This window comes from Cysteiniphilum sp. (assembly GCF_057495195.1).
Genome location: NZ_JBXTEF010000028.1, coordinates 1 through 18,799 on the forward strand (window position 1 = coordinate 1; position 18,799 = coordinate 18,799).

Annotated in this window: 28 protein-coding genes and 1 tRNA gene; 24 read left to right on the forward strand and 5 right to left on the reverse strand. The window is 39.3% G+C overall.

Annotated elements, in window-relative coordinates:
- Positions 1 to 44 precede the first annotated feature (44 nt).
- From rpsC to ACY10D_RS02680, 22 genes are all read left to right on the forward strand, one after another.
- Entirely contained in the window at positions 45 to 746 is a 702-nt protein-coding gene (rpsC, locus tag ACY10D_RS02575) for a 30S ribosomal protein S3 (RefSeq protein WP_117001408.1), read from the forward strand.
- Entirely contained in the window at positions 746 to 1,159 is a 414-nt protein-coding gene (gene rplP / locus ACY10D_RS02580) for a 50S ribosomal protein L16 (RefSeq protein WP_486999241.1), read from the forward strand. Before rpsC ends, rplP begins: the two co-directional genes overlap by 1 nt.
- Entirely contained in the window at positions 1,159 to 1,368 is a 210-nt protein-coding gene (gene rpmC / locus ACY10D_RS02585) for a 50S ribosomal protein L29 (RefSeq protein ID WP_192484763.1), read from the forward strand. The genes rplP and rpmC overlap by 1 nt, the downstream gene beginning before the upstream one ends.
- Positions 1,369 to 1,370: 2 nt before the next feature.
- Entirely contained in the window at positions 1,371 to 1,622 is a 252-nt protein-coding gene (gene rpsQ, locus ACY10D_RS02590) for a 30S ribosomal protein S17 (RefSeq protein WP_192484762.1), read from the forward strand.
- A 141-nt stretch (positions 1,623 to 1,763) separates the two neighbouring features.
- Positions 1,764 to 2,132, forward strand: coding sequence for a 50S ribosomal protein L14 (rplN, locus tag ACY10D_RS02595; RefSeq protein ID WP_192484761.1), 369 nt, complete (start codon positions 1,764 to 1,766; stop codon positions 2,130 to 2,132).
- An 18-nt stretch (positions 2,133 to 2,150) separates the two neighbouring features.
- Positions 2,151 to 2,474 carry a 50S ribosomal protein L24 gene (rplX, locus tag ACY10D_RS02600; protein ID WP_117001403.1) on the forward strand — a complete coding sequence of 108 codons (324 nt, stop codon included), beginning with the start codon at positions 2,151 to 2,153 and terminating at the stop codon, positions 2,472 to 2,474.
- A 10-nt stretch (positions 2,475 to 2,484) separates the two neighbouring features.
- Positions 2,485 to 3,024 carry a 50S ribosomal protein L5 gene (rplE, locus tag ACY10D_RS02605; protein WP_192484760.1) on the forward strand — a complete coding sequence of 180 codons (540 nt, stop codon included), beginning with the start codon at positions 2,485 to 2,487 and terminating at the stop codon, positions 3,022 to 3,024.
- A gap of 14 nt (positions 3,025 to 3,038) precedes the next feature.
- Entirely contained in the window at positions 3,039 to 3,344 is a 306-nt protein-coding gene (gene rpsN, locus ACY10D_RS02610; protein WP_192484759.1) for a 30S ribosomal protein S14, read from the forward strand.
- Positions 3,345 to 3,361: 17 nt separating this feature from the next.
- On the forward strand, positions 3,362 to 3,754 hold the full coding sequence (gene rpsH / locus ACY10D_RS02615) for a 30S ribosomal protein S8 (protein ID WP_486999242.1): 393 nt from the start codon (positions 3,362 to 3,364) through the stop codon (positions 3,752 to 3,754).
- Between the two features lie 15 nt (positions 3,755 to 3,769).
- Positions 3,770 to 4,306: a 50S ribosomal protein L6 gene (gene rplF, locus ACY10D_RS02620; RefSeq protein WP_486999243.1), complete on the forward strand. Its 537-nt coding sequence runs from the start codon at positions 3,770 to 3,772 to the stop codon at positions 4,304 to 4,306.
- Between the two features lie 12 nt (positions 4,307 to 4,318).
- Positions 4,319 to 4,672, forward strand: coding sequence for a 50S ribosomal protein L18 (gene rplR / locus ACY10D_RS02625; RefSeq protein WP_192484756.1), 354 nt, complete (start codon positions 4,319 to 4,321; stop codon positions 4,670 to 4,672).
- Positions 4,673 to 4,688: 16 nt separating this feature from the next.
- On the forward strand, positions 4,689 to 5,189 hold the full coding sequence (gene rpsE, locus ACY10D_RS02630) for a 30S ribosomal protein S5 (RefSeq protein ID WP_486999244.1): 501 nt from the start codon (positions 4,689 to 4,691) through the stop codon (positions 5,187 to 5,189).
- Positions 5,190 to 5,194: 5 nt separating this feature from the next.
- Positions 5,195 to 5,380: a 50S ribosomal protein L30 gene (gene rpmD, locus ACY10D_RS02635; RefSeq protein WP_119328256.1), complete on the forward strand. Its 186-nt coding sequence runs from the start codon at positions 5,195 to 5,197 to the stop codon at positions 5,378 to 5,380.
- A gap of 5 nt (positions 5,381 to 5,385) precedes the next feature.
- A complete protein-coding gene (rplO, locus tag ACY10D_RS02640) occupies positions 5,386 to 5,817 on the forward strand; it encodes a 50S ribosomal protein L15 (protein ID WP_486999245.1) in 432 nt (143 codons plus the stop codon).
- Positions 5,818 to 5,824: 7 nt separating this feature from the next.
- Entirely contained in the window at positions 5,825 to 7,156 is a 1,332-nt protein-coding gene (gene secY / locus ACY10D_RS02645) for a preprotein translocase subunit SecY (protein WP_117001394.1), read from the forward strand.
- A gap of 24 nt (positions 7,157 to 7,180) precedes the next feature.
- The gene (rpmJ, locus tag ACY10D_RS02650; RefSeq protein ID WP_003017816.1) at positions 7,181 to 7,294 is read left to right on the forward strand and encodes a 50S ribosomal protein L36; all 114 of its coding nucleotides are present in this window, start codon (positions 7,181 to 7,183) and stop codon (positions 7,292 to 7,294) included.
- A gap of 109 nt (positions 7,295 to 7,403) precedes the next feature.
- Positions 7,404 to 7,760 carry a 30S ribosomal protein S13 gene (gene rpsM, locus ACY10D_RS02655; RefSeq protein ID WP_192484753.1) on the forward strand — a complete coding sequence of 119 codons (357 nt, stop codon included), beginning with the start codon at positions 7,404 to 7,406 and terminating at the stop codon, positions 7,758 to 7,760.
- A 30-nt stretch (positions 7,761 to 7,790) separates the two neighbouring features.
- A complete protein-coding gene (rpsK, locus tag ACY10D_RS02660) occupies positions 7,791 to 8,177 on the forward strand; it encodes a 30S ribosomal protein S11 (protein WP_486999246.1) in 387 nt (128 codons plus the stop codon).
- Between the two features lie 18 nt (positions 8,178 to 8,195).
- Complete coding sequence (gene rpsD / locus ACY10D_RS02665) at positions 8,196 to 8,816, forward strand: 30S ribosomal protein S4 (RefSeq protein WP_192484752.1); 621 nt, start codon at positions 8,196 to 8,198, stop codon at positions 8,814 to 8,816.
- 21 nt (positions 8,817 to 8,837) lie between these two features.
- Entirely contained in the window at positions 8,838 to 9,812 is a 975-nt protein-coding gene (locus ACY10D_RS02670) for a DNA-directed RNA polymerase subunit alpha (RefSeq protein WP_192484751.1), read from the forward strand.
- A 29-nt stretch (positions 9,813 to 9,841) separates the two neighbouring features.
- The gene (gene rplQ / locus ACY10D_RS02675; protein WP_192484750.1) at positions 9,842 to 10,285 is read left to right on the forward strand and encodes a 50S ribosomal protein L17; all 444 of its coding nucleotides are present in this window, start codon (positions 9,842 to 9,844) and stop codon (positions 10,283 to 10,285) included.
- Between the two features lie 165 nt (positions 10,286 to 10,450).
- A tRNA-Lys gene (locus ACY10D_RS02680) sits at positions 10,451 to 10,526 on the forward strand.
- Here ACY10D_RS02680 and ACY10D_RS02685 read toward each other — a convergent pair.
- A complete protein-coding gene (locus tag ACY10D_RS02685) occupies positions 10,527 to 11,702 on the reverse strand; it encodes an MFS transporter (RefSeq protein WP_486999247.1) in 1,176 nt (391 codons plus the stop codon).
- Between the two features lie 122 nt (positions 11,703 to 11,824).
- Positions 11,825 to 12,550 carry a hypothetical protein gene (locus ACY10D_RS02690; RefSeq protein WP_486999248.1) on the reverse strand — a complete coding sequence of 242 codons (726 nt, stop codon included), beginning with the start codon at positions 12,548 to 12,550 and terminating at the stop codon, positions 11,825 to 11,827.
- Positions 12,551 to 12,709: 159 nt separating this feature from the next.
- Here ACY10D_RS02690 and ACY10D_RS02695 point away from each other — a divergent pair, with 159 nt between their 5' ends.
- The gene (locus ACY10D_RS02695; RefSeq protein ID WP_486999249.1) at positions 12,710 to 13,957 is read left to right on the forward strand and encodes an MFS transporter; all 1,248 of its coding nucleotides are present in this window, start codon (positions 12,710 to 12,712) and stop codon (positions 13,955 to 13,957) included.
- 7 nt (positions 13,958 to 13,964) lie between these two features.
- On the opposite strand, the gene ACY10D_RS02700 is transcribed toward ACY10D_RS02695, so the two are convergent.
- The 3 genes from ACY10D_RS02700 to ACY10D_RS02710 form a co-directional block, all read right to left on the reverse strand.
- A complete protein-coding gene (locus ACY10D_RS02700; RefSeq protein ID WP_486999250.1) occupies positions 13,965 to 14,270 on the reverse strand; it encodes a hypothetical protein in 306 nt (101 codons plus the stop codon).
- A gap of 74 nt (positions 14,271 to 14,344) precedes the next feature.
- Entirely contained in the window at positions 14,345 to 15,892 is a 1,548-nt protein-coding gene (locus ACY10D_RS02705) for an APC family permease (RefSeq protein ID WP_486999251.1), read from the reverse strand.
- Positions 15,893 to 16,080: 188 nt separating this feature from the next.
- Positions 16,081 to 17,607 carry an APC family permease gene (locus ACY10D_RS02710; protein ID WP_486999252.1) on the reverse strand — a complete coding sequence of 509 codons (1,527 nt, stop codon included), beginning with the start codon at positions 17,605 to 17,607 and terminating at the stop codon, positions 16,081 to 16,083.
- A 212-nt stretch (positions 17,608 to 17,819) separates the two neighbouring features.
- On the opposite strand from ACY10D_RS02710, the gene ACY10D_RS02715 reads away from it, so the two are divergent.
- On the forward strand, positions 17,820 to 18,764 hold the full coding sequence (locus ACY10D_RS02715; RefSeq protein WP_486999253.1) for a hypothetical protein: 945 nt from the start codon (positions 17,820 to 17,822) through the stop codon (positions 18,762 to 18,764).
- Positions 18,765 to 18,799 lie beyond the last annotated feature (35 nt).

Consider the following 18,799-nt stretch of genomic DNA (forward strand, 5'->3'; position numbering starts at 1 on the left):
TCACGTTACTGTGAAAGTGGCAGAAAAAAATTAAGGGGCACTAAATGGGTCAGAAGGTTCATCCTACCGGTATACGCCTAGGTTTTATTAAAGACTGGCGTTCAGTATGGTATGCAGATGCAAAAGATTATGCAGATAAGTTAAACTCCGATATCGAAGTGCGTAACTATCTTCATAAAAAACTAGCCAATGCTTCAGTGAGTAAGATCAAGATCGAGCGTCCAGCGCAAAATGCTAAAGTGACTATTTTCACTGCGCGTCCTGGTATCGTGATTGGTAAGAAAGGTGAAGACGTTGAAGTATTGCGTAACGAATTAACCAAAAAAATGGGCGTACCTGTTCAAGTTAATATCGAAGAAATCCGCAAGCCTGAGTTAGATGCTCAATTGGTTGCTGATGGTATTGCGCAACAATTAGAGAAGCGTGTTATGTTCCGTCGTGCGATGAAACGTGCGATTCAGACCGCTATGAAAATGGGTGCTGAAGGTATTAAAGTATCGATCGCTGGTCGTTTAGGTGGTGCTGAAATCGCGCGTACTGAATGGGCAAAAGAAGGTCGTATTCCACTTCATACATTCCGTGCTGATATTGATTATGCAACATCTGAAGCTTTAACAACTTACGGTATCCTAGGTGTTAAAGTATGGATATTCAAAGGTGAAGTTCTTCCAGGTCAAGAGCGTAAAGTTGACGCAGCGACTGAAGATAAAGCGCCAAAGAAAGCAAAAAGAAGAGGGGCTAAATAATGTTACAGCCTAAGCGTACTAAATTCCGTAAACAGCAAAAATTGCGTAACCGTGGTCTTGCTTTGCGTGGCAATAAAGTCAGTTTTGGTGAGTTTGGCTTACAGGCGACCGCTCGTGGTCGTATGACAGCTCGTCAAATCGAAGCAGGGCGTCGTGCGATTAACCGTCATATTCGTCGTGGCGGTAAAGTATGGATTCGTGTTTTCCCAGATAAGCCAATTACTGAAAAACCATTAGAAGTTCGTATGGGTAAAGGTAAAGGTAATGTTGAATATTGGGTAGCGCAAATCAAGCCAGGTAAGATGCTTTATGAAATCCAGGGTGTGAGTGAAGAAATGGCTAGAGCCGCTTTTGCGCGTGCTGCAGCTAAGCTTCCTTTTGCAACTATATTCGCAGAAAAAACGGTGATGTAATGAAAGCTAGTGAAAAAATAAAAGAATTAAAAGCAAAATCAGCTGAAGAGTTGAAAGCGCATAAGATTGATTTGTTGAAAGAGCAGTTTAATTTGCGTATGCAAAAAGGAACTGGGCAATTAACACAGAATCATATGTTTAAAAATATTCGTCGTGATATTGCTCGCATTAATACGATTTTGTCTGAAAAACAAAAAGTGGGTAACTAGAGATGAGTGATAAAATAAGAACGTTACTTGGCAAAGTAACAAGTGACAAGATGGATAAAACGATCACGGTCGTTGTGGATCGTAAGGTTAAGCATCCGTTATATGGTAAGTTTGTAACTAAATCTACTAAGTACCATGCGCATGACGAAACAAACGAATGCAACGAAGGTGATACGGTTGAGATCACTGAAACAAGACCTTACTCAAAAACTAAAAAGTGGCGTTTGGTTTCGATCGTAGAGCGTGCAAAATAATAAAAATGTAATGATAAAACAACTTGCGTGGAGGAGGTTTTTTCTGTGCAAATTGTCAAATTGCAATTTTAGTTTTTGTTGTTATAATAGTGCGTCTTTTGACGCCACTATTTGGAAATTGACGTAAGTGAGGTATATAAAATGATTCAGATGCAAACTGAACTTCAAGTTGCTGATAATAGTGGCGCTCGTAGGGTAGAATGTATCAAGGTGTTGGGTGGTTCTCATCGCAGATACGCAAGTGTTGGCGATGTGATTAAAGTGACTGTTAAAGAAGCGAACCCACGCGGTAAGGTAAAAAAAGGAAGCGTACACAGTGCGGTCGTGGTTAGAACAGCGAAAGGTGTTCGTCGTCGCGATGGTTCTGTTTTGCGCTTTGATGGTAATGCTGTTGTTCTTTTGAATAACAACAACCAGCCTATTGGTACGCGTATATTCGGTCCTGTGACACGTGAGCTACGTAGTGAACAATTTATGAAGATTGTTTCACTTGCCCCTGAAGTGTTATAAGTTGGAGTATAACAGAGAATGAATAGACTGAAGAAAGGCGATGACGTTGTAATTATCGCTGGTAAAGACAAAGGTCGTAGAGGAACAATAGTCACTGTGCTTTCTGAAGAGAATCGCGTAGTGGTGGAAGGTGTTAATCTTGTCAAGAAACATGTAAAGCCTAACCCAAATAAAGGGGTTGAGGGCGGCATTATCGAGAAAGAAGCATCTATTCACGCGTCTAATGTTGCTTTATATAACCCTGCTACAAAGAAAGCTGACCGTGTTGGCGTTAAATTTGTAGAAGATGGTAATAAAAAAGTTCGCTATTTCAAGTCAAATGGCGAATTAGTAGATCTATAGGTAGTAAAATATGGCAAGGCTAAAAGCTTTCTATAAAGAAAAAGTAGTTCCACAGCTTAAAGATGAGCTAGGTGTAGCTAATGTGATGGAAATTCCGCGCATTACTAAAATCACGCTTAATATGGGTGTTGGTGAAGCTGCAAAAGATAAAAAAGCGTTAGAGCACGCGGTAAGAGACTTAGAAGCAATTGCAGGTCAAAAAGCTGTGATTACTAAAACAAGAAAATCTATCGCTGGTTTTAAGATTCGTGATGGTTGGCCAATTGGTGCAAAGGTAACTTTGCGTGGCGAGCGTATGTATGAATTTTTAGATCGTTTAGTATCGATTGCAATCCCACGTGTCCGTGATTTCCGTGGTTTAAATCCTAAATCATTTGATGGACGTGGTAATTATAGTATGGGTATGCGCGAGCAGATCGCTTTTCCAGAAATTGATTACGATAAAGTTGATAGTATTCGTGGTTTAGATATCACAATTACGACAACTGCTCAGAGTAATGAACACGGTAGAGCGCTGTTGACTGCGTTTAACTTCCCGCTGAAATCTTAAGGAGTAACCTTACAATGGCAAAACTTGGAATGGTCCAAAGAGAATTAAAAAGACAAAGATTAGTTGCGAAATATGCTCAAAAAAGAGCTGAGCTTAAAGCAATTATTCTAAGTCCAGATGCCACTGATGATGAGAAGTGGGATGCGCAAATTAAATTGCAAAAACTTCCAGTGAATTCATCGCCTTCACGTTTACAAACGCGCTGCCGTATTACCGGTAGACCGCATGCTGTTTACAAGAAGTTCGGTTTATGCCGTAACAAGTTGCGTGAGCACGCAATGGTTGGTGATGTTCCTGGCTTGAAAAAAGCTAGCTGGTAATAGAAGGATTAAATTTTATGAGTATGCAAGATCCTATTGCAGATATGCTAACAAGAATTAGAAATGGTTTGTCTGCACATAAGACAACGGTTTCTATGCCTTTATCTAAGAAGAAAAAAGCAATTGCTGAACTTCTTGTTGCAGAAGGTTTTATCAAGAGCCTGAATGTTTCTGAAGAAAATAATGGTACGCTTAGTGTTGAGCTTAAGTATCACCAGGGTCAACCTGTAATTGAAATGCTTAAGCGTGTAAGTCGCCCTGGTCTTCGTATTTACAAGACAGCAGCTGAACTTCCTAAAGTTCACGGTGGCTTTGGTGTGGCTGTGATTTCAACTTCTAAAGGTCTGATGAGCGACAGAAAAGCACGTTCAGAAGGCGTTGGTGGTGAAATAATTTGCTACGTAGCATAAAACAGGAGATTTTTAATGTCTAGAGTTGGTAAAAAGCCTGTTGCTATTCCTAGCGGTGTTACAGTTGCAGTAGCAAATGATAACCTTGTTACCGTTAAAGGCGCCAAAGGCGAACTAGTTAAAAAAATTAATAATGCAGTGACGATTGAAATTGCGGATAAGATTATCAACATTAAACCAAATGATGAGTCTAAAACTGCAAATATGCAATCAGGTACTGCGCGCTCAGTGATTAACAACATGGTTGTTGGCGTTAGTCAAGGCTTTGAGAAAAAGTTGCAGTTGGTAGGTGTTGGTTACCGTGCTAAAGCGCAAGGTAATAGCGTAAACTTAACACTTGGCTTCTCTCATCCGGTTGATCATGCGTTACCTCAAGGTGTGACAGCTGAGACACCTTCACAAACTGAAATTGTTTTGAAGAGCGCGAACAAAGAGCTACTTGGTAAAGTTGCAGCAGATATCCGTGCTTATCGTCAACCTGAAGCTTATAAAGGCAAAGGTGTTCGTTATGCGGATGAAAGAGTAATCACCAAAGAAGCTAAGAAAAAATAAGTGAGTAAAACTATGAATAAGAAAATTGCTCGTTTACGTCGTGCAAAGCGTACACGCATTAAGCTTAAAGAGCTAAATCAAGTTCGTTTATGCATACATAGAACACCTAAGCATATGTATGCTCAAATTATTTCTGGCGATGGTAATCAAGTTTTAGCGCAAGCTTCAACACTTGAGCAAGCTGTGAAAGGCGATTGTTCTTACACTGGGAACGTTGCTGCAGCCACAGTTGTTGGTAAAGTAATTGCACAGCGCGCTGTTGAAAAAGGCATTGAGCAGGTTGCTTTCGACCGTTCAGGCTTTAGATATCACGGCCGCGTAAAAGCGCTAGCTGATTCAGCTAGAGAAAATGGTTTGAAATTTTAATTAAAGGCGACTGATAATGGCAGATAATATGCAAAAAACTGACGGCTTGATCGAGAAGTTAGTCAGCGTAAAAAGACATGCCAAAACAGTTAAAGGCGGCAGAATCATGAGCTTTGCTGCTTTAGTTGTTGTTGGTGATGGAAATGGCCGAGTCGGTATTGGTAGAGGTAAATCTCGTGAAGGACCTGTGGCAATCCAAAAAGCAATGGAAAACGCACGACGCAATATGGAAACGGTTAACTTAAATGGTGATACTTTATGGTACCCAACAACCGCTAACCATGGTGCGTCTAAAGTATTCATGCAGCCAGCATCTCAAGGTACAGGTATTATTGCCGGTGGTGCGATGCGTGCAGTATTTGAAGTGGTAGGTGTTCATAACGTATTAGCTAAGACTTATGGTTCCACTAACCCAATCAACGTTGTTCGTGCAACTATCAATGGTTTAAGCAGCCTTAAATCTCCTGAGGAGATTGCAGAGAAGCGTGGCTTAAGCGTTGAAGCAATTCAAGGGTAAGTACGATGACTGATAATAAGACTTTTAAAGTAACGTTGACGAAAAGCCTAATTGGCCGCCAAGAGTCACACAAAGCGTGTGCAAGCGGTCTAGGTTTACGTAAAATTCGCCAAAGTGTAGAAGTGATTGATACGCCTGCTAATCGTGGTATGGCTAACAAGATCAACTACATGGTGAAGATAGAGGGGTAATTTCAATGAGATTAAATACAATTTCTCCAGCGCCAGGCTCAAAGCCTGCTGCAAAGCGCCTTGGACGTGGTATCGGTAGTGGTCTTGGTAAGACTTCTGGTCGTGGCCACAAAGGTCAAAAAGCACGCTCTGGCGGTTACCATAAAGTTGGTTTTGAAGGCGGTCAGATGCCTTTACAAAGAAGACTACCTAAATTTGGTTTTACTACACAAAAAGCAAGATATGTTGCTGAAATCAGATTGCATGAATTAAATGTAGTTGAAGCAGACGTAGTGACTTTGGATGTGTTAAAGCAGGCAGGTCTTGTACGTAAAGATATGCTTGAAGCGCGCATTATTGCAAGTGGTGAAATCAATAAACCAGTCACTGTTAATGGTTTGCATTGCACAAAAGGTGCAAAAGCAGCTATTGAATCTGCTGGTGGTAAGGTAGAGTAATATTGCTATGGCAACACAAAATCTTAAAAAAGGTGGTGGACTTAAAGAATTAAGACAGCGCCTTCTTTTTGTCTTATTAGGCATTATTGTCTTTAGACTAGGTGTCTATATCCCAATCCCATATATTGATGCTGATCAGTTGAGCAAGTTAATGTCAGCGCAATACGCTGGCGGCAACGGGCTTTTGAGCATGTTTAACATGTTCTCTGGTGGTGCGCTTGAGAAGTTAAGTATCTTCGCATTAGGTGTTATGCCTTATATTTCAGCGTCGATTATCTTCCAGATGATGAGTGCGGTTTCACCAAAGCTGATGGAGCTCAAAAAAGAAGGGGAATCAGGGCAGAAGAAAATAACGCAATACACAAGATATGCCACTTTGGCGCTCGCATTAGTGCAATCGTTTGGTATCGCAGTTTATACGTTCAATCAGCCTGGACTCGTGGATATTGACTCAAGATTTTTGTTTTATTTTGCCGCAATTATCTCAATGACAACAGGCAGTATGTTTTTGATGTGGTTGGGTGAGCAGATGACTGAGCGTGGTATTGGTAATGGTATCTCATTACTAATCTTCTCAGGTATTGTTGCCAACCTGCCATTTGAAATTAGCACAACAATTTCACAAGCTAACCAAGGCGCAATTTCATACCTAACTGTTTGGGTGTTGCTAGTTATCTTACTAGCGGTTGTTGCTTTTGTTGTTTTTGTCGAACGTGCTCAACGTCGTATTACGGTTAACTATGCTAAACGTCAGCAAGGTCGTAAGATGATGGCGCCACAAACGAGTCATTTACCATTAAAACTAAATATGGCGGGTGTGATTCCGCCTATTTTCGCATCATCTATTTTGATGGTTCCGGGGATGCTTTCTAATTGGTTTGCATCTTCACCGTCATTAGGATGGTTGGCTGAAATTGGTGAAGCGCTTCAACCAGGTAGCTTGCTGTATACGTTAATTTTTGCAGCAGCGATTATTTTCTTTTGTTTCTTCTATACGGCGCTTGTTTTCAATCCGAAAGAGACGGCAGATAATCTTAAGCGTTCTGGTGCGTTTATTACTGGGGTTAGACCTGGTGAGCAAACAGCAAAATATATTGACTCGGTCATGAGTAAATTAACACTTATTGGTTCGATCTATATTACCGCAATTTGTTTATTGCCAATTTTTGTTATGAACTTTTTTGGTCATGGGTTGTCGTTTACATTTGGTGGAACATCATTATTGATCGTCGTGGTTGTGATCATGGATTTTATGGCGCAAGTGCAATCACATATGATGTCAACTCAGTATGACTCACTGTTAAAGAAAGCAAATTTGAGTAATTACGGTAAATTATAATTTTAACAAGAATGAGGTAATCAGATGAAAGTCAGAGCTTCTGTAAAGAAGATGTGTAGAAACTGTAAAGTGATCAAGCGTAATCGTGTGGTTCGTGTGATCTGTACTGATCCAAGACACAAACAGCGTCAAGGTTAATAATTAGACATGGTGGCTTGCTTTTTAATAAAAAAAGCGTTATATTCGTCCGCCGTGCCAAATTAACTAATAATTTTAAGATATTAATAAAGTAAATGGAGTATTGTAAATGGCTCGTATAGCTGGGATTAACGTTCCTGATCATAAGCATGCTGATGTTGCCTTAACAGCGATTTATGGTATTGGGCGTCCACGCGCAATTAAAATATGTGCTGCGTGTAACATTGAACCAAGCAACAAAATCAAAGACTTGACAGAAGAGCAGATCGAGTCATTGAGAAGTGAAGTTGCCAAGTTTACAGTGGAAGGTGATCTTCGTCGTGAAGTATCAATGAACATTAAGCGTTTAATGGATCTAGGTACTTATCGTGGTCGTAGACATCGCCGTAATCTGCCTGTAAGAGGTCAGCGTACTAAGACGAATGCTCGTACGCGTAAAGGACCAAGAAAGCCAATTAGGGCATAAGTACAATTATAACAAATAGGAATCAAACTTATGGCAAAAGCTGTAAAGCCTAAGAAGAAAATCAAGAAGAGCGTACCGGATGCGATTGCGCATATCCACGCTTCTTTTAACAACACGATTATCACTATTACGGATCGTCAAGGTAATGCGTTGTCTTGGGCGACTTCTGGCGGTAGTGGTTTTAGAGGTTCTCGTAAGAGTACACCTTTTGCAGCACAGGTTGCCGCTGAAAGAGCCAGTGATGTTGCGCTTGAGTATGGCGTGAAAAACGTAGACGTTCTTGTAAAAGGTCCTGGACCTGGGCGTGAATCTGCGGTACGCGCTTTAAATGCAAAAGGCTTCAAAGTGACGAGCATTACGGATGTAACACCGTTACCGCATAACGGTTGCCGTCCTCCGAAAAAACGTCGTGTATAAGATTTTAAGGTAAGTAAAATGGCTAGATACTTAGGACCTAAGTGTAAGCTTTCTCGTAGAGAAGGTACTGATCTTCAGCTAAAAAGCGGTGTAAGATCAATCGAAGAAAAATGTAAGATTAACACGCAGCCTGGTCAGCACGGTGCAAAAAGAGCGCGCCTATCTGATTACGGTTTACAATTGCGTGAAAAGCAAAAAGTTCGTCGTATTTATGGCGTACTTGAGAATCAATTTAAGCGTTATTATGTTGAAGCAGCAAGACGTAAAGGCAACACAGGTGCAAACCTTCTTGAGCTTTTAGAAGGTCGCTTGGATAATGTTGTTTTCCGTATGGGCTTTGGTTCAACACGTGCAGAAGCACGTCAGTTAGTGACACACAAAGGCATTTTGGTTAATGGCAAAGCATGTAATATCCCTTCATATGCTTTACAAGCAGGTGACGTTGTTGCCGTTCGTGAAAAATCGAAGAAGCAATTGCGTATTCAAAGTGCATTAGAGCTTTCTAAGCAACGCGGCACTTTATCTTGGATTGAAGTAGATGAAGCTAAGCTTGAAGGTGCTTTCAAGTCTAAGCCAGAGCGTGCTGAATTATCTGCTGATATCAATGAGCAGTTGATTGTTGAATTGTACTCTAAATAATAAATAAACGGAGAGCAGTTAATGCATACTTGTCCAACTGAAGCTTACAAACCACAAATTGGCAGTGTTACTGAGGTTAAACATAACCACTTTAAGGTGATTGTTGAGCCATTAGCTGTTGGTTTTGGTCATGTAATGGGAAATGCTCTCAGAAGAATTTTATTATCTTCTATACCTGGCTCTGCAGTAACAGAAGCGCAAATTGAAGGCGCTTTACATGAATATTGCACCGTCGAAGGTATACAAGAAGATGTTGTAGAAATTCTGCTTAATCTAAAAAAGCTGGCTATTAGTTTACAAGATGAAACAGAAGAAGCGTATTTGACAATCACCAAAGCAGGTCCTTCAAAGCTATTAGCGAAAGATCTTGAAGTCAGTGGTAATGTCAAAGTATCAGATCCGAATTATGTGATTGCTAACCTTAATGAAGGTGGCAAGCTTAATATGTCGCTTAAAGTGACTAAGGGTCGTGGATTTGTACCATCTACAGTTTATACACAAGCAGCAGTTGAAGAATTGTTGGTTGGCTATATTCCATTGGATGCGGCTTATAATCCTGTTTTAGATGTTTCTTTTACCGTTTCAGCTTTAGATGATAATAGCGAGAAATTAGAAATTTATATGCGTACTAAAGGTACGATTAAGCCTGAGGAGGCAATCGAATTAGCGATGACTTATTTTTATGAGCAGATCGCTGTTTTTGTGGATTTAAAAGCACCATTAGGTCGTAAGTCTGCACAAGATGCCCCTGAAATCGATCCTTTATTGCTTAGACCTGTTGAAGACTTAGAATTAACGGTAAGATCAGCGAACTGTCTAAAAGCTCAGAATATTCGTTATCTGGGCGATTTGGTACAATTCCCTGAATCGGACTTAATGCGCATTCCAAATTTGGGGCGTAAGTCTTTGAATGAAATAAAAGCTGTTTTAGCTGAAAGAGGCCTTTCTTTAGGTGTCAGAATTGACAACTGGCCGCCAGAGCAGCTTAGTAAGTAATATATAATTTTAACTAGAAGGAAATTACTATGCGTCATCGTAAGAGTGGTCGTAAGTTTAATAGAACAAGCAGCCATCGCAAAGCGATGTTTAGAAACATGTCAGCTTCATTGCTAAAGCATGAGCTGATCAAAACAACTTTGCCTAAAGCAAAAGAATTAAGAGGCTTTATTGAGCCTTTAATTACGCTTGCAAAGCGTGAAGTTGAGCTGCGCAAATCAACAACTGATCATGATAATAATGAGTTCAAAGGTCAAGTAGTTGCTTTAAGACGTCAAGCTTTTAATTACCTACGTAATAAAGAAGCAGTTAAGAAGCTATTTGAAGAAATCGGACCACGTTATGAAGCTCGTCCAGGTGGTTATACCCGCGTACTTAAATGTGGTTTCCGCTTTGGTGATAAAGCGCCTATGGCATTTATCGAGCTAGTCGATCGTCCACAAGTAGAAGTTGAAGAAGTAGCGGAAGCTTAATCTACAACTTTTATTACTAATACTATCAAAACCTGCAACTGCAGGTTTTTTTATGTCTCAAAAAGCTTATTTTTGCTCATGAAAAGAGCATGTATAAGAAACGCTAGAATTAATTAAAAAAAGCCCTTGCAATAAGGGATTGACTCGTTATAATAGCTCCTCGTCGGGTCGTTAGCTCAGTCGGTAGAGCAGTTGGCTTTTAACCAATTGGTCGCAGGTTCGAATCCTGCACGACCCACCATCAAGATTGATTATCTCTTTTTAGAAAAATTCCCGAAATTATATTAATGGCGATAAATGAAATAAGTATCAGACTAAATTGTAGTGCGCTATCTCCAGGTAAATAACCCATAATAATGACCGCAAGCATTGCTGAGCCCATATTCATAAAGCTCATCATGGATGAAGCAGATGCTTTATCATTAATCGCTGATGAAGCAAACAGTGTCGCACTTGGAAATAATAGTCCGCTGAAGTAATACAGTACTGCACAAATCAGAAAGAACACTAATGCACCAGTATTAAGTAGAACGCTAAGATAAAGCAATATTGCGCCAATAAAAATAATAGCAATGGCAAATAGAATAATCTTATTGGCATCAAATCGATGCAGTATGCGTGGTGCAGTTAAGCCACTTATCAATGTGCCGGCTAATGCAATTAAATTCCAGTAGCCATATTCGCTAGGTGTTAAATGTAGCATGTGTTGTGCAATTATTGGCGCTGCTGCCGCGTAGCCATAGGATACTGTTGAGCATAAACCAATAATCAAGGCATAGTGACGTAAGCGATGGCTCTTTAATGCATGTGTGTATCTTTGGGCAATGGCTATCGGATGTAATGAGTGTTTTTCTTGCAGTGTTTCATGGAACAAAAACGTTGACAAGTAGGCGAGTGCACCATGAATAAATAAGATAAAAAATAGATCTTGCCACTGTAAGTATTGCGTAACAACACCACCGAGAGTGACGGCAATGCCAATACCGAGCATAAATGATAGCATGGAGTATGATATCGCTTTCTTTGCTTGTGCTTCATTCAAGAGCTCATTAATTAACGTAAAAGTACATGCCAATCCTGCAGAAGAGCCAAGTGCTGTAATAACTCGACCTAAAAGTAACAAGCTATAACTAGAAAGAATATTGGTTGCCGCAATATAGCATATAACCAAGCCAATTAAGTTAATGGCAAAACCAAAGCGAATGGCTTTGAGTCTGCCAAAACGATTGGCAAGGGGCGCATAAATCAGCTGACCAAAAACATAACCAAATAAAAAAATGCCGACAAACCATGAGAGACTTGAAGTGTCAAGTGTGTAAAATTTACTAATCTGTGGTAATGCAGGTGTAAGTATTACTGCAGATACGGAGGCAATGGATAGATAGCTTAGCAGTATGGCGATTTTATAAGTTTTCATAATGATATCCTAAATATGATTTGTTTAGGACTTTATATGAAACAACTCAACTTAACAATATCTGCAAATATTGACATAAGTTAAGTTGATTTAAACAATAGATATGTTTGTGATGGGTATGGTTAATCTGATGGTGTGCCGTAAATACGTTGCTTGGCAAGTGCCTCACCCATGGGGAATTGGTAGCGTAAGCCTAAGCTAAATGTTTGGATAGGTAATGGTTTAGAATTGTCATTATCAATTGTTGCATTACCAAAGGTGCGTAAATAACTTGCTGATAGGCTTAAGCTTCTTGTTAATTGAACATCCATTGCTAAGCGCATAGCAGGTTGAAAGCCCGATAGTGTTCCATCACTGGCAATCGGTGTGCTAAAGCCACTTAAATTGGCTTTGTACGTTTGATTTAAAAAGGCGGCTCCTCCTGCGGCTGAAAAGCTTAAACGGCTAAAAGGCTGATATTTTAAACCAAGTAATATCGGCACATACAGTGAGCGCTCAATCTTAAAGCTGCCATTTGCAGTTGCTGATGTTAATGTATTAGTGGTTGTGGCGGCACTGTCATATAAGGCGCTGGTAAAGCCAATACCAAGCATGGTTTCTAATGATAGGTGATAACCTAGATCAGCACCAAGACCTATAAGCATACTCGCGCTAAAGGCGTTGGAGCTTTCACCATTATTGGCTGTTGTATGATTGGGTAGTGAGAATTGATTCCAGTCAAGCGAGCTTGGGCTATTGGCATAGCCTCCATTGACATCAACAAAGCCATAAGACAGTGTTTCATAAGCATAACTAGTTACTGAGCTTGCACATAAACCTAAACTCAATATTGATATTATTTTCTTCATAGAGATCTTGATTACCTTAGTTTCTCATCATCCTAACTTAATCTTAGCCTATAACCTTCTAAAAAGAGAGACATCTCAACACAAAAATATACTTCTTTTGCCAAAAAATGGCTGTTAATATAACGGCTTATGCTCAAAAAAGAAGAAATAGAAAAACACATGTCAATCAAAAATATCAAAGGCTATGCTTGGATTGTTATTGTTCTTAGTTCATTTTTATTATTTTATAAATATATTGCATTGGTCTTTCCAAGTCTGATTGCCGGTGATATCAAACTGCACTTTGGTATTAACTCGGCACAAATGGGTTTTTTATCAGCGGTTTTTCTGTATTGTGTCCTGTTTGTTCAGCCATTTGCTGGATTGCTTCTTGATCGTTTTGGTTGTCGTAATGTTAGTGCCGTATCATTGCTTATCAGTGCGTTTGGCATCTTACTATTTGCGGCATCTAATCATATTGCTTTTGCCTTTATTGGGCGCTTGATGATGGGGCTAGGTGTTGCGTTTGCTACAGTCAGTTATATGAAAGCAGCGGCAACCTGGTTTGATGAAAAAGGTTTTTCTGTTGCCAGTAGTTTATTATTAACTGCAGCAATGACTGGTGCGGTTGTTGGGCAGGCGCCCTTGTCCACTTTATTTAATAGCGTTGGTTGGCAAGAGGGCTTGTATTACTGTGCTATCATCGGTGTGGTCTTTGCCATTGTTTATTGGCTTATTGTGCGTGATGATCCAGAAGAGGGGCATGCTAATTTAGCGGAGGAACAAGTGGCGCAAAATGAACAAAAGAATATTTTAAAGATGATCAAAAAGGTTATCAGTTCACGCAATAATTGGTTGCTTATGGCGTATTCTGGATTGATCTTTACCACGATTGATGCCTTTGGTGGGTTGTGGGGTAATAGTTTTTTTGTCCAGAAATATGCATTAACGACAACACAAGCCAGTTATTTTATTTCGTGTATTTTTATCGGTATGGGGGTTGGTGCACCAATTATGGGAAAATTATCGGTTAAGATCCGCTGTGTGCCGATTATGTTTTGCTGCACACTCATTGGTTTTGTGTCTTTGTTGGCTATTTTGTATTTGCATCTAAATACAACCTTGTTAGTTATTGCTTGCCTTGCCTATGGCATTGTAACGAGCTCATTTATGTTAGTCTTTGTTGTTGGACGCAAGGTCAATCCTTTATGGGTGATGGCAACAGCTGTCGCATTGATCAATACCGGAGAGCCGATCTTTGGCGGCACTTTTGAAGGACTTGTTGGCATGATTTTAGATCATTTGCAACCGGATGTCTTGGGTGCAAACTATAGTGTGTCAAGTTATGAAGTAGCCTTTAGTATCTTGCCTGCAAGTATTATCTTAGCGTTACTTACCTTATGTTTTGTACGTGAGCGAAAGCACTAAAACACATTTATTGACTCATAAAATCTTGGCGTTGTTGAGAGATTTCTTGTTGTGTTTGCCATGCAGTCGGTTCATTTTGATTCTTTTGAGATATGTCACCTTGATTGTCATTAATGGTAGTTACTAGACCATATTGTGTATTATAGGTTTTTGTTTTAAAGCCGGCCTTTTGTAAAGCAATTGCCGAGCTCGTTGCAACAACGGTATTAACCGTGGCGTAGGTCATCGCCTTATCAAAGTTTGCATCAGCATAGCCTATGCTTGTCATAACAACGGCAAATCCGGTGATAATAGATATAATATTTTTGCGCATAAATAAATCGTTTGTAGCTATACAGTAGGTACACTTAAGTGTAGTGATCTGATGATCAGTTGTCTATGGAGAAATTACTGATGATTTCTTTGGTTGACCATAACTATATAAGCCAAAGTATAAGCAATTAGAAATGCTATTATGGTATATAAATGACCAAATGCTTTGATATCCACTAAGTAACTAAATGGCACACTAATCGCTAAATAAAAGAAGATTGACCAAGAAGAGCAAAACGATTTCCGGACTTTATTTAGGTTGTTTTTATAGTAACTTAAGGAGTAAACAACAAATAAGATAATATGGGCAATAAGTGCTAAAAGTACGGCTTTCATCGATGCTTGTATCATAAGATAAGATACAACTAGAAAGATGACATAACTTAAAGACAAGCCAAAAGGGACTTTAAATGCGCGCTCTGCTTGAGGCTCAGACTTGCGTAAGCGTGCCAATGCGACAGGAATAGCAACGCATGAAATCAGCTGAAACACGGTGACCATAATCATGATGTTTTGCCAGTTTTTAGAGAAAAACACCATAATAACGCCAATGATAAAGACGGCAATTAATGAACGTCTTGATAGATTATATTTGGCAATAATACGATCAAAGAACGAAGGCAGTTGACCATCTTGTGACATGCCAGTAATCATGCGTGAGCTTGAGCCCATATAAAGCGCTCCTGTGCCTGATGGGCTAATGGCTGAATCTGCATATAGTACCCAAATCATTGCGACATTAACACCAATTAAACCAAGAAGTTGCGCCAATGGGGAGGAGAAAACGGGTAAATTTTGCCAACCATGTTCAAGGTATTTGGTTGGCATCGCACCGATAAAAGCAAATTGTAAAATAAGATAGACAACAAGGCAAATAAGGACACAACCAACTAGTGCCAAGGGAATATTGCGTTTAGGGTTTTTAAGCTCAGCACCAAATACCGCAATCATGCCAAATCCGTAAAAAGAGTAGAAAATTCCACCGGTAACCACAGTGGCAATTGCACCACCAATCATCCCTCCCATGGATTGATGAAAGCCGCTTAATGAAAAGTTCGCAGCATGAAATTCACCGTGCCATCCAGCATAAGCAATAATAATTATACCCGTTGCAAGTGGTACAATAAGCTTAAATAACGTAATCATGTTATTCACTTTAGACAGGATCTGTAGCCCCCAAAAATTTATCAGGCCATATACAACAATCAAAAGCACAACATATAACTCTCCCGTTAAGGATAAGTTTTTACCTACCATAAGGCTTGGATAGATACCACTAAGATATTGAATGGTTGCGGAGGCCTCAGATGGGATAACCAAAATCAGTCCCATCAGATTTGAAATAGCAACGATGAAGCCATAGTCAGTATTCTTATGCGATAGTGTGAGAATGCGTGCGAAAAAGGCGCGCTCTTTAAACATTGTTGCTGTTTCAGCTAATAACAACGCCAGGATCAATGCTAAGATTGCACCAATAATCCACGATAGAAAGGCCATTGAACCCACGGATTTTGCCGCATTATAAGATGCGAAAAGCCAGCCACTGCCAATAATACAACCAACGCCAATAGCGATAGCAGAAAATAAAGCAGGTGATTTTATATTATCTGTATTAACAGCCATAAAAATTTCTCCCCCAAGTGTTTGTTTAAAAAAATGCATCATATGATGCGATGACCTTCACAGCAAGCAACCGTCTGCCATACAGAAGCTATGCTGTGGCATAATGCAAAAACAGGTCATATTTCAGTATCATAAAACATTTATGTAAATAATTTATGTATTGTTGTGTAGTTGTTTGTAAGTGTTTATTAATTGGTTTCTGATTTCTGCGCAATAAGCACAAAATAAAACAGTGCGCTTAACATAAGAAAAATAATATAAAATGCAGCATAATTGGCAAAGTGCTTGTAAATAATGGCAGCAACTAGCTCAAATACCAGAAATAAGAAAATTCCCCATGAGCCAAGGATCATCTCTTTGATGAGTTTGTTGTTGTGTGTTTTTATTTTCATGCCAGCATACATGACAAAAAAGGCCAAATGTAGGATCAAAGCCACTGCCAAATTGATAATGCCTGAAATCATTAATAAGTAGCTTAAGAATAAAAAGATGACAAATGAAAATGCTTGCGGAAATGGTAAGTAGTTTATTGTCAATGGCTCATTCTTATTGGCTTTGAGCTTGCTGTAAGCAATCGGCAATGCAATACATGAAATCAAAATAAATGTAGTGGTTAACGAAGCGATAAGCTGCCAGTTTCTGAAGAAAATAATCAAAACCAATGAGCAAATAAAAGTAAAAATCAAGCAAATGCGCGACATGCCAATTTGTTCATTAATCTTGCCAAATACTTTGGGTACTTGACCGTGCTTGCCCATCTCATTGAGCATACGGGTACTCGCACCAGTATAAATGATCCCTGTTCCTGAGGGACTAATAAAAGCATCAGCATATAGAACAACGGCTAAGGCATTTAAGCCAATAAGACCTGTTAATTGCGCTAATGGTGATTCAAAATTAAGTCCTGCCAAGCCATTATCAAGCATGTGTGGTGGTAGCGCGCCGATAAAGGCAATTTGTAAGAGTAAATAGATGCCAAGCACGATTAACACACTACTGATTAACGCTATTGGAACATTGCGTTTAGGGTTTTTAAGCTCCGCGGTAAAGCTAACTGCTGTTTGGAATCCAAAGAATGAATAGAAAATACCGCAACTAACAATCGCACCAAATATACTGCTATTGCCAAAAGGAATAAAACTGGCATTTTGTGCGGTGAAGTTACTGCTATGAAATGCAGCAAGCAACATAAGAACAGCAGTGACGATAGGGATAATAATCTTGAGTGTCGTAATGGAGTTGTTAATTTTTGCAAAAAAATGAATACCCCAGTAATTGATCAGTGTGTAAATCAACATAAACACACCAACTACAACAACTCCAGCTAAGGTTAATGAGCCGTTAGCAAATATATATGGCGTCATCGGTTTATAGATAGATGCGACATACTGCGTAGTTGCCATGGCTTCAGATGGAATGACAATCAAACCTAAAAGCCAGTTTGATATGCCGGTAACAAAGCCAAAGTGTGGATTATGTGAAATACTGATTAATCGTGTGAAAAGCCCATTCACTGGATATTTTATGGCGATTTCTGCTAATAATAATGCCATGATCAGCACGGCAAGTGCGCCGATGATCCATGACAAGATTGAAGCGCCACCTGCGGCTTTTGATGCATAGTATGATGCAAACAGCCAACCGCTACCCATCATTGTACCAATACTAATGGCAATTGCCGAGAATAGCCCCGGCTGCTTTAGTTTTTTCTCCATACCCTCTCCCATGATATTTGATTAGAACTTTTTAGATGATATTAGAAAAGTAGTTTTATAACAAGAAATGATCTGCTATAGATTTTTTGATATATCCCCCAATGATGTCCGATAAAAGCAAAATGTGGTCTTTATACTCATAAAACAATCTTTGTTATATGGCTATAATGCCTACTGAGTTTAGTAAGATATAAATAATCAAGGAGAAAATCATGTCAGATAAAGTGGTAGTAGATTATCAAATCGGTGAGACAACACTTGAAGTGAATCATCAGCGAATATTAAAGGGGACCTTTACTTTTGCCTCGGCTTTTACTCAAAAATTTGTTGCGCTATATGAGCAACAATATCCACTAGATGAGCTTGTTAATGCATATATTTGGTCATGTCAGCATGTCAAAGATGCTGACGGTGAGGTGTTTAATATTATCGAGCAATTTAAACTCACACCGATTTTTGATTACTTCAGTCTGGATGGGTTTGTGGCAAAAGGTGAGTTATATGTTGGTAAGCTTTTATTTGGCGCATTGATGATTCCGTATTATAGGCAATATGCTGAATTGGCAAGGGCTGCAAATACAACTAAATTACTTAATGAATTGGGGCATGCGAGTAAAGAATTCTCAGGAGCATATCAGCAGGTGATTGTCTATGCTATTGAGCATATTAAAACTTTGGAAAAAGACAGTAGTCGTTTATCAATACAAACACCAAGCCAAGCAGTTAAAGTTAAGCAAATTAGCGTTGTTGTGTCTGAGAACAATCCATTTGATGACGTATTTTCTACAGTACAATTAGGGCATTCAGAGACCATTACCTCGGGTGGGTTAATTTTAAGAAAAGCCAGTATCGCACGCTTTCTTGATGCCGTTGGTAAAAGCCACGAAACAGGTGAGTTAGATGAGGAAATGACCTTATTAATTGATCAGGCAGTGCCAACAATGATGGCGAAGACCTTCGCTTTTTTTGAGTTTTTTGCAGATCCCGATGAATGGTTGCATGAATTAAACTTGGCAAAAATATATACTTTTGCTCAATATCTAAATCTTATTAAGAATGATGCAAGTAAAGTCGATTACTACGCAGCAGCTAAAGGACGATTACAAAAAGCGCTAACTAAAATCCCACTGGAAATTGTGAGGAAGATAGCAGTTTAATCAATAAAATTAATTCACGAAAAAGTTATCAGCAG

Coding starts and splice junctions, on each gene's coding strand:
- ACY10D_RS02670 (WP_192484751.1), top strand. CDS start 8,838: ATGCATACTTGTCCAACTGAAGCTTACAAACCACAAATTGGCAGTGTT.
- rpsM (WP_192484753.1), top strand. CDS start 7,404: ATGGCTCGTATAGCTGGGATTAACGTTCCTGATCATAAGCATGCTGAT.
- rpsQ (WP_192484762.1), top strand. CDS start 1,371: ATGAGTGATAAAATAAGAACGTTACTTGGCAAAGTAACAAGTGACAAG.
- ACY10D_RS02690 (WP_486999248.1), bottom strand. CDS start 12,550: ATGAAGAAAATAATATCAATATTGAGTTTAGGTTTATGTGCAAGCTCA.
- secY (WP_117001394.1), top strand. CDS start 5,825: ATGGCAACACAAAATCTTAAAAAAGGTGGTGGACTTAAAGAATTAAGA.
- rpsC (WP_117001408.1), top strand. CDS start 45: ATGGGTCAGAAGGTTCATCCTACCGGTATACGCCTAGGTTTTATTAAA.
- rpsD (WP_192484752.1), top strand. CDS start 8,196: ATGGCTAGATACTTAGGACCTAAGTGTAAGCTTTCTCGTAGAGAAGGT.
- rpmC (WP_192484763.1), top strand. CDS start 1,159: ATGAAAGCTAGTGAAAAAATAAAAGAATTAAAAGCAAAATCAGCTGAA.
- rplF (WP_486999243.1), top strand. CDS start 3,770: ATGTCTAGAGTTGGTAAAAAGCCTGTTGCTATTCCTAGCGGTGTTACA.
- ACY10D_RS02705 (WP_486999251.1), bottom strand. CDS start 15,892: ATGGCTGTTAATACAGATAATATAAAATCACCTGCTTTATTTTCTGCT.
- rplQ (WP_192484750.1), top strand. CDS start 9,842: ATGCGTCATCGTAAGAGTGGTCGTAAGTTTAATAGAACAAGCAGCCAT.
- rpsN (WP_192484759.1), top strand. CDS start 3,039: ATGGCAAAACTTGGAATGGTCCAAAGAGAATTAAAAAGACAAAGATTA.
- rpmD (WP_119328256.1), top strand. CDS start 5,195: ATGACTGATAATAAGACTTTTAAAGTAACGTTGACGAAAAGCCTAATT.
- rpsH (WP_486999242.1), top strand. CDS start 3,362: ATGAGTATGCAAGATCCTATTGCAGATATGCTAACAAGAATTAGAAAT.
- ACY10D_RS02715 (WP_486999253.1), top strand. CDS start 17,820: ATGTCAGATAAAGTGGTAGTAGATTATCAAATCGGTGAGACAACACTT.
- rpmJ (WP_003017816.1), top strand. CDS start 7,181: ATGAAAGTCAGAGCTTCTGTAAAGAAGATGTGTAGAAACTGTAAAGTG.
- ACY10D_RS02710 (WP_486999252.1), bottom strand. CDS start 17,607: ATGGAGAAAAAACTAAAGCAGCCGGGGCTATTCTCGGCAATTGCCATT.
- rplX (WP_117001403.1), top strand. CDS start 2,151: ATGAATAGACTGAAGAAAGGCGATGACGTTGTAATTATCGCTGGTAAA.
- ACY10D_RS02700 (WP_486999250.1), bottom strand. CDS start 14,270: ATGCGCAAAAATATTATATCTATTATCACCGGATTTGCCGTTGTTATG.
- rplE (WP_192484760.1), top strand. CDS start 2,485: ATGGCAAGGCTAAAAGCTTTCTATAAAGAAAAAGTAGTTCCACAGCTT.
- ACY10D_RS02685 (WP_486999247.1), bottom strand. CDS start 11,702: ATGAAAACTTATAAAATCGCCATACTGCTAAGCTATCTATCCATTGCC.
- rpsE (WP_486999244.1), top strand. CDS start 4,689: ATGGCAGATAATATGCAAAAAACTGACGGCTTGATCGAGAAGTTAGTC.
- rplP (WP_486999241.1), top strand. CDS start 746: ATGTTACAGCCTAAGCGTACTAAATTCCGTAAACAGCAAAAATTGCGT.
- rplN (WP_192484761.1), top strand. CDS start 1,764: ATGATTCAGATGCAAACTGAACTTCAAGTTGCTGATAATAGTGGCGCT.
- rpsK (WP_486999246.1), top strand. CDS start 7,791: ATGGCAAAAGCTGTAAAGCCTAAGAAGAAAATCAAGAAGAGCGTACCG.
- rplR (WP_192484756.1), top strand. CDS start 4,319: ATGAATAAGAAAATTGCTCGTTTACGTCGTGCAAAGCGTACACGCATT.
- ACY10D_RS02695 (WP_486999249.1), top strand. CDS start 12,710: ATGTCAATCAAAAATATCAAAGGCTATGCTTGGATTGTTATTGTTCTT.
- rplO (WP_486999245.1), top strand. CDS start 5,386: ATGAGATTAAATACAATTTCTCCAGCGCCAGGCTCAAAGCCTGCTGCA.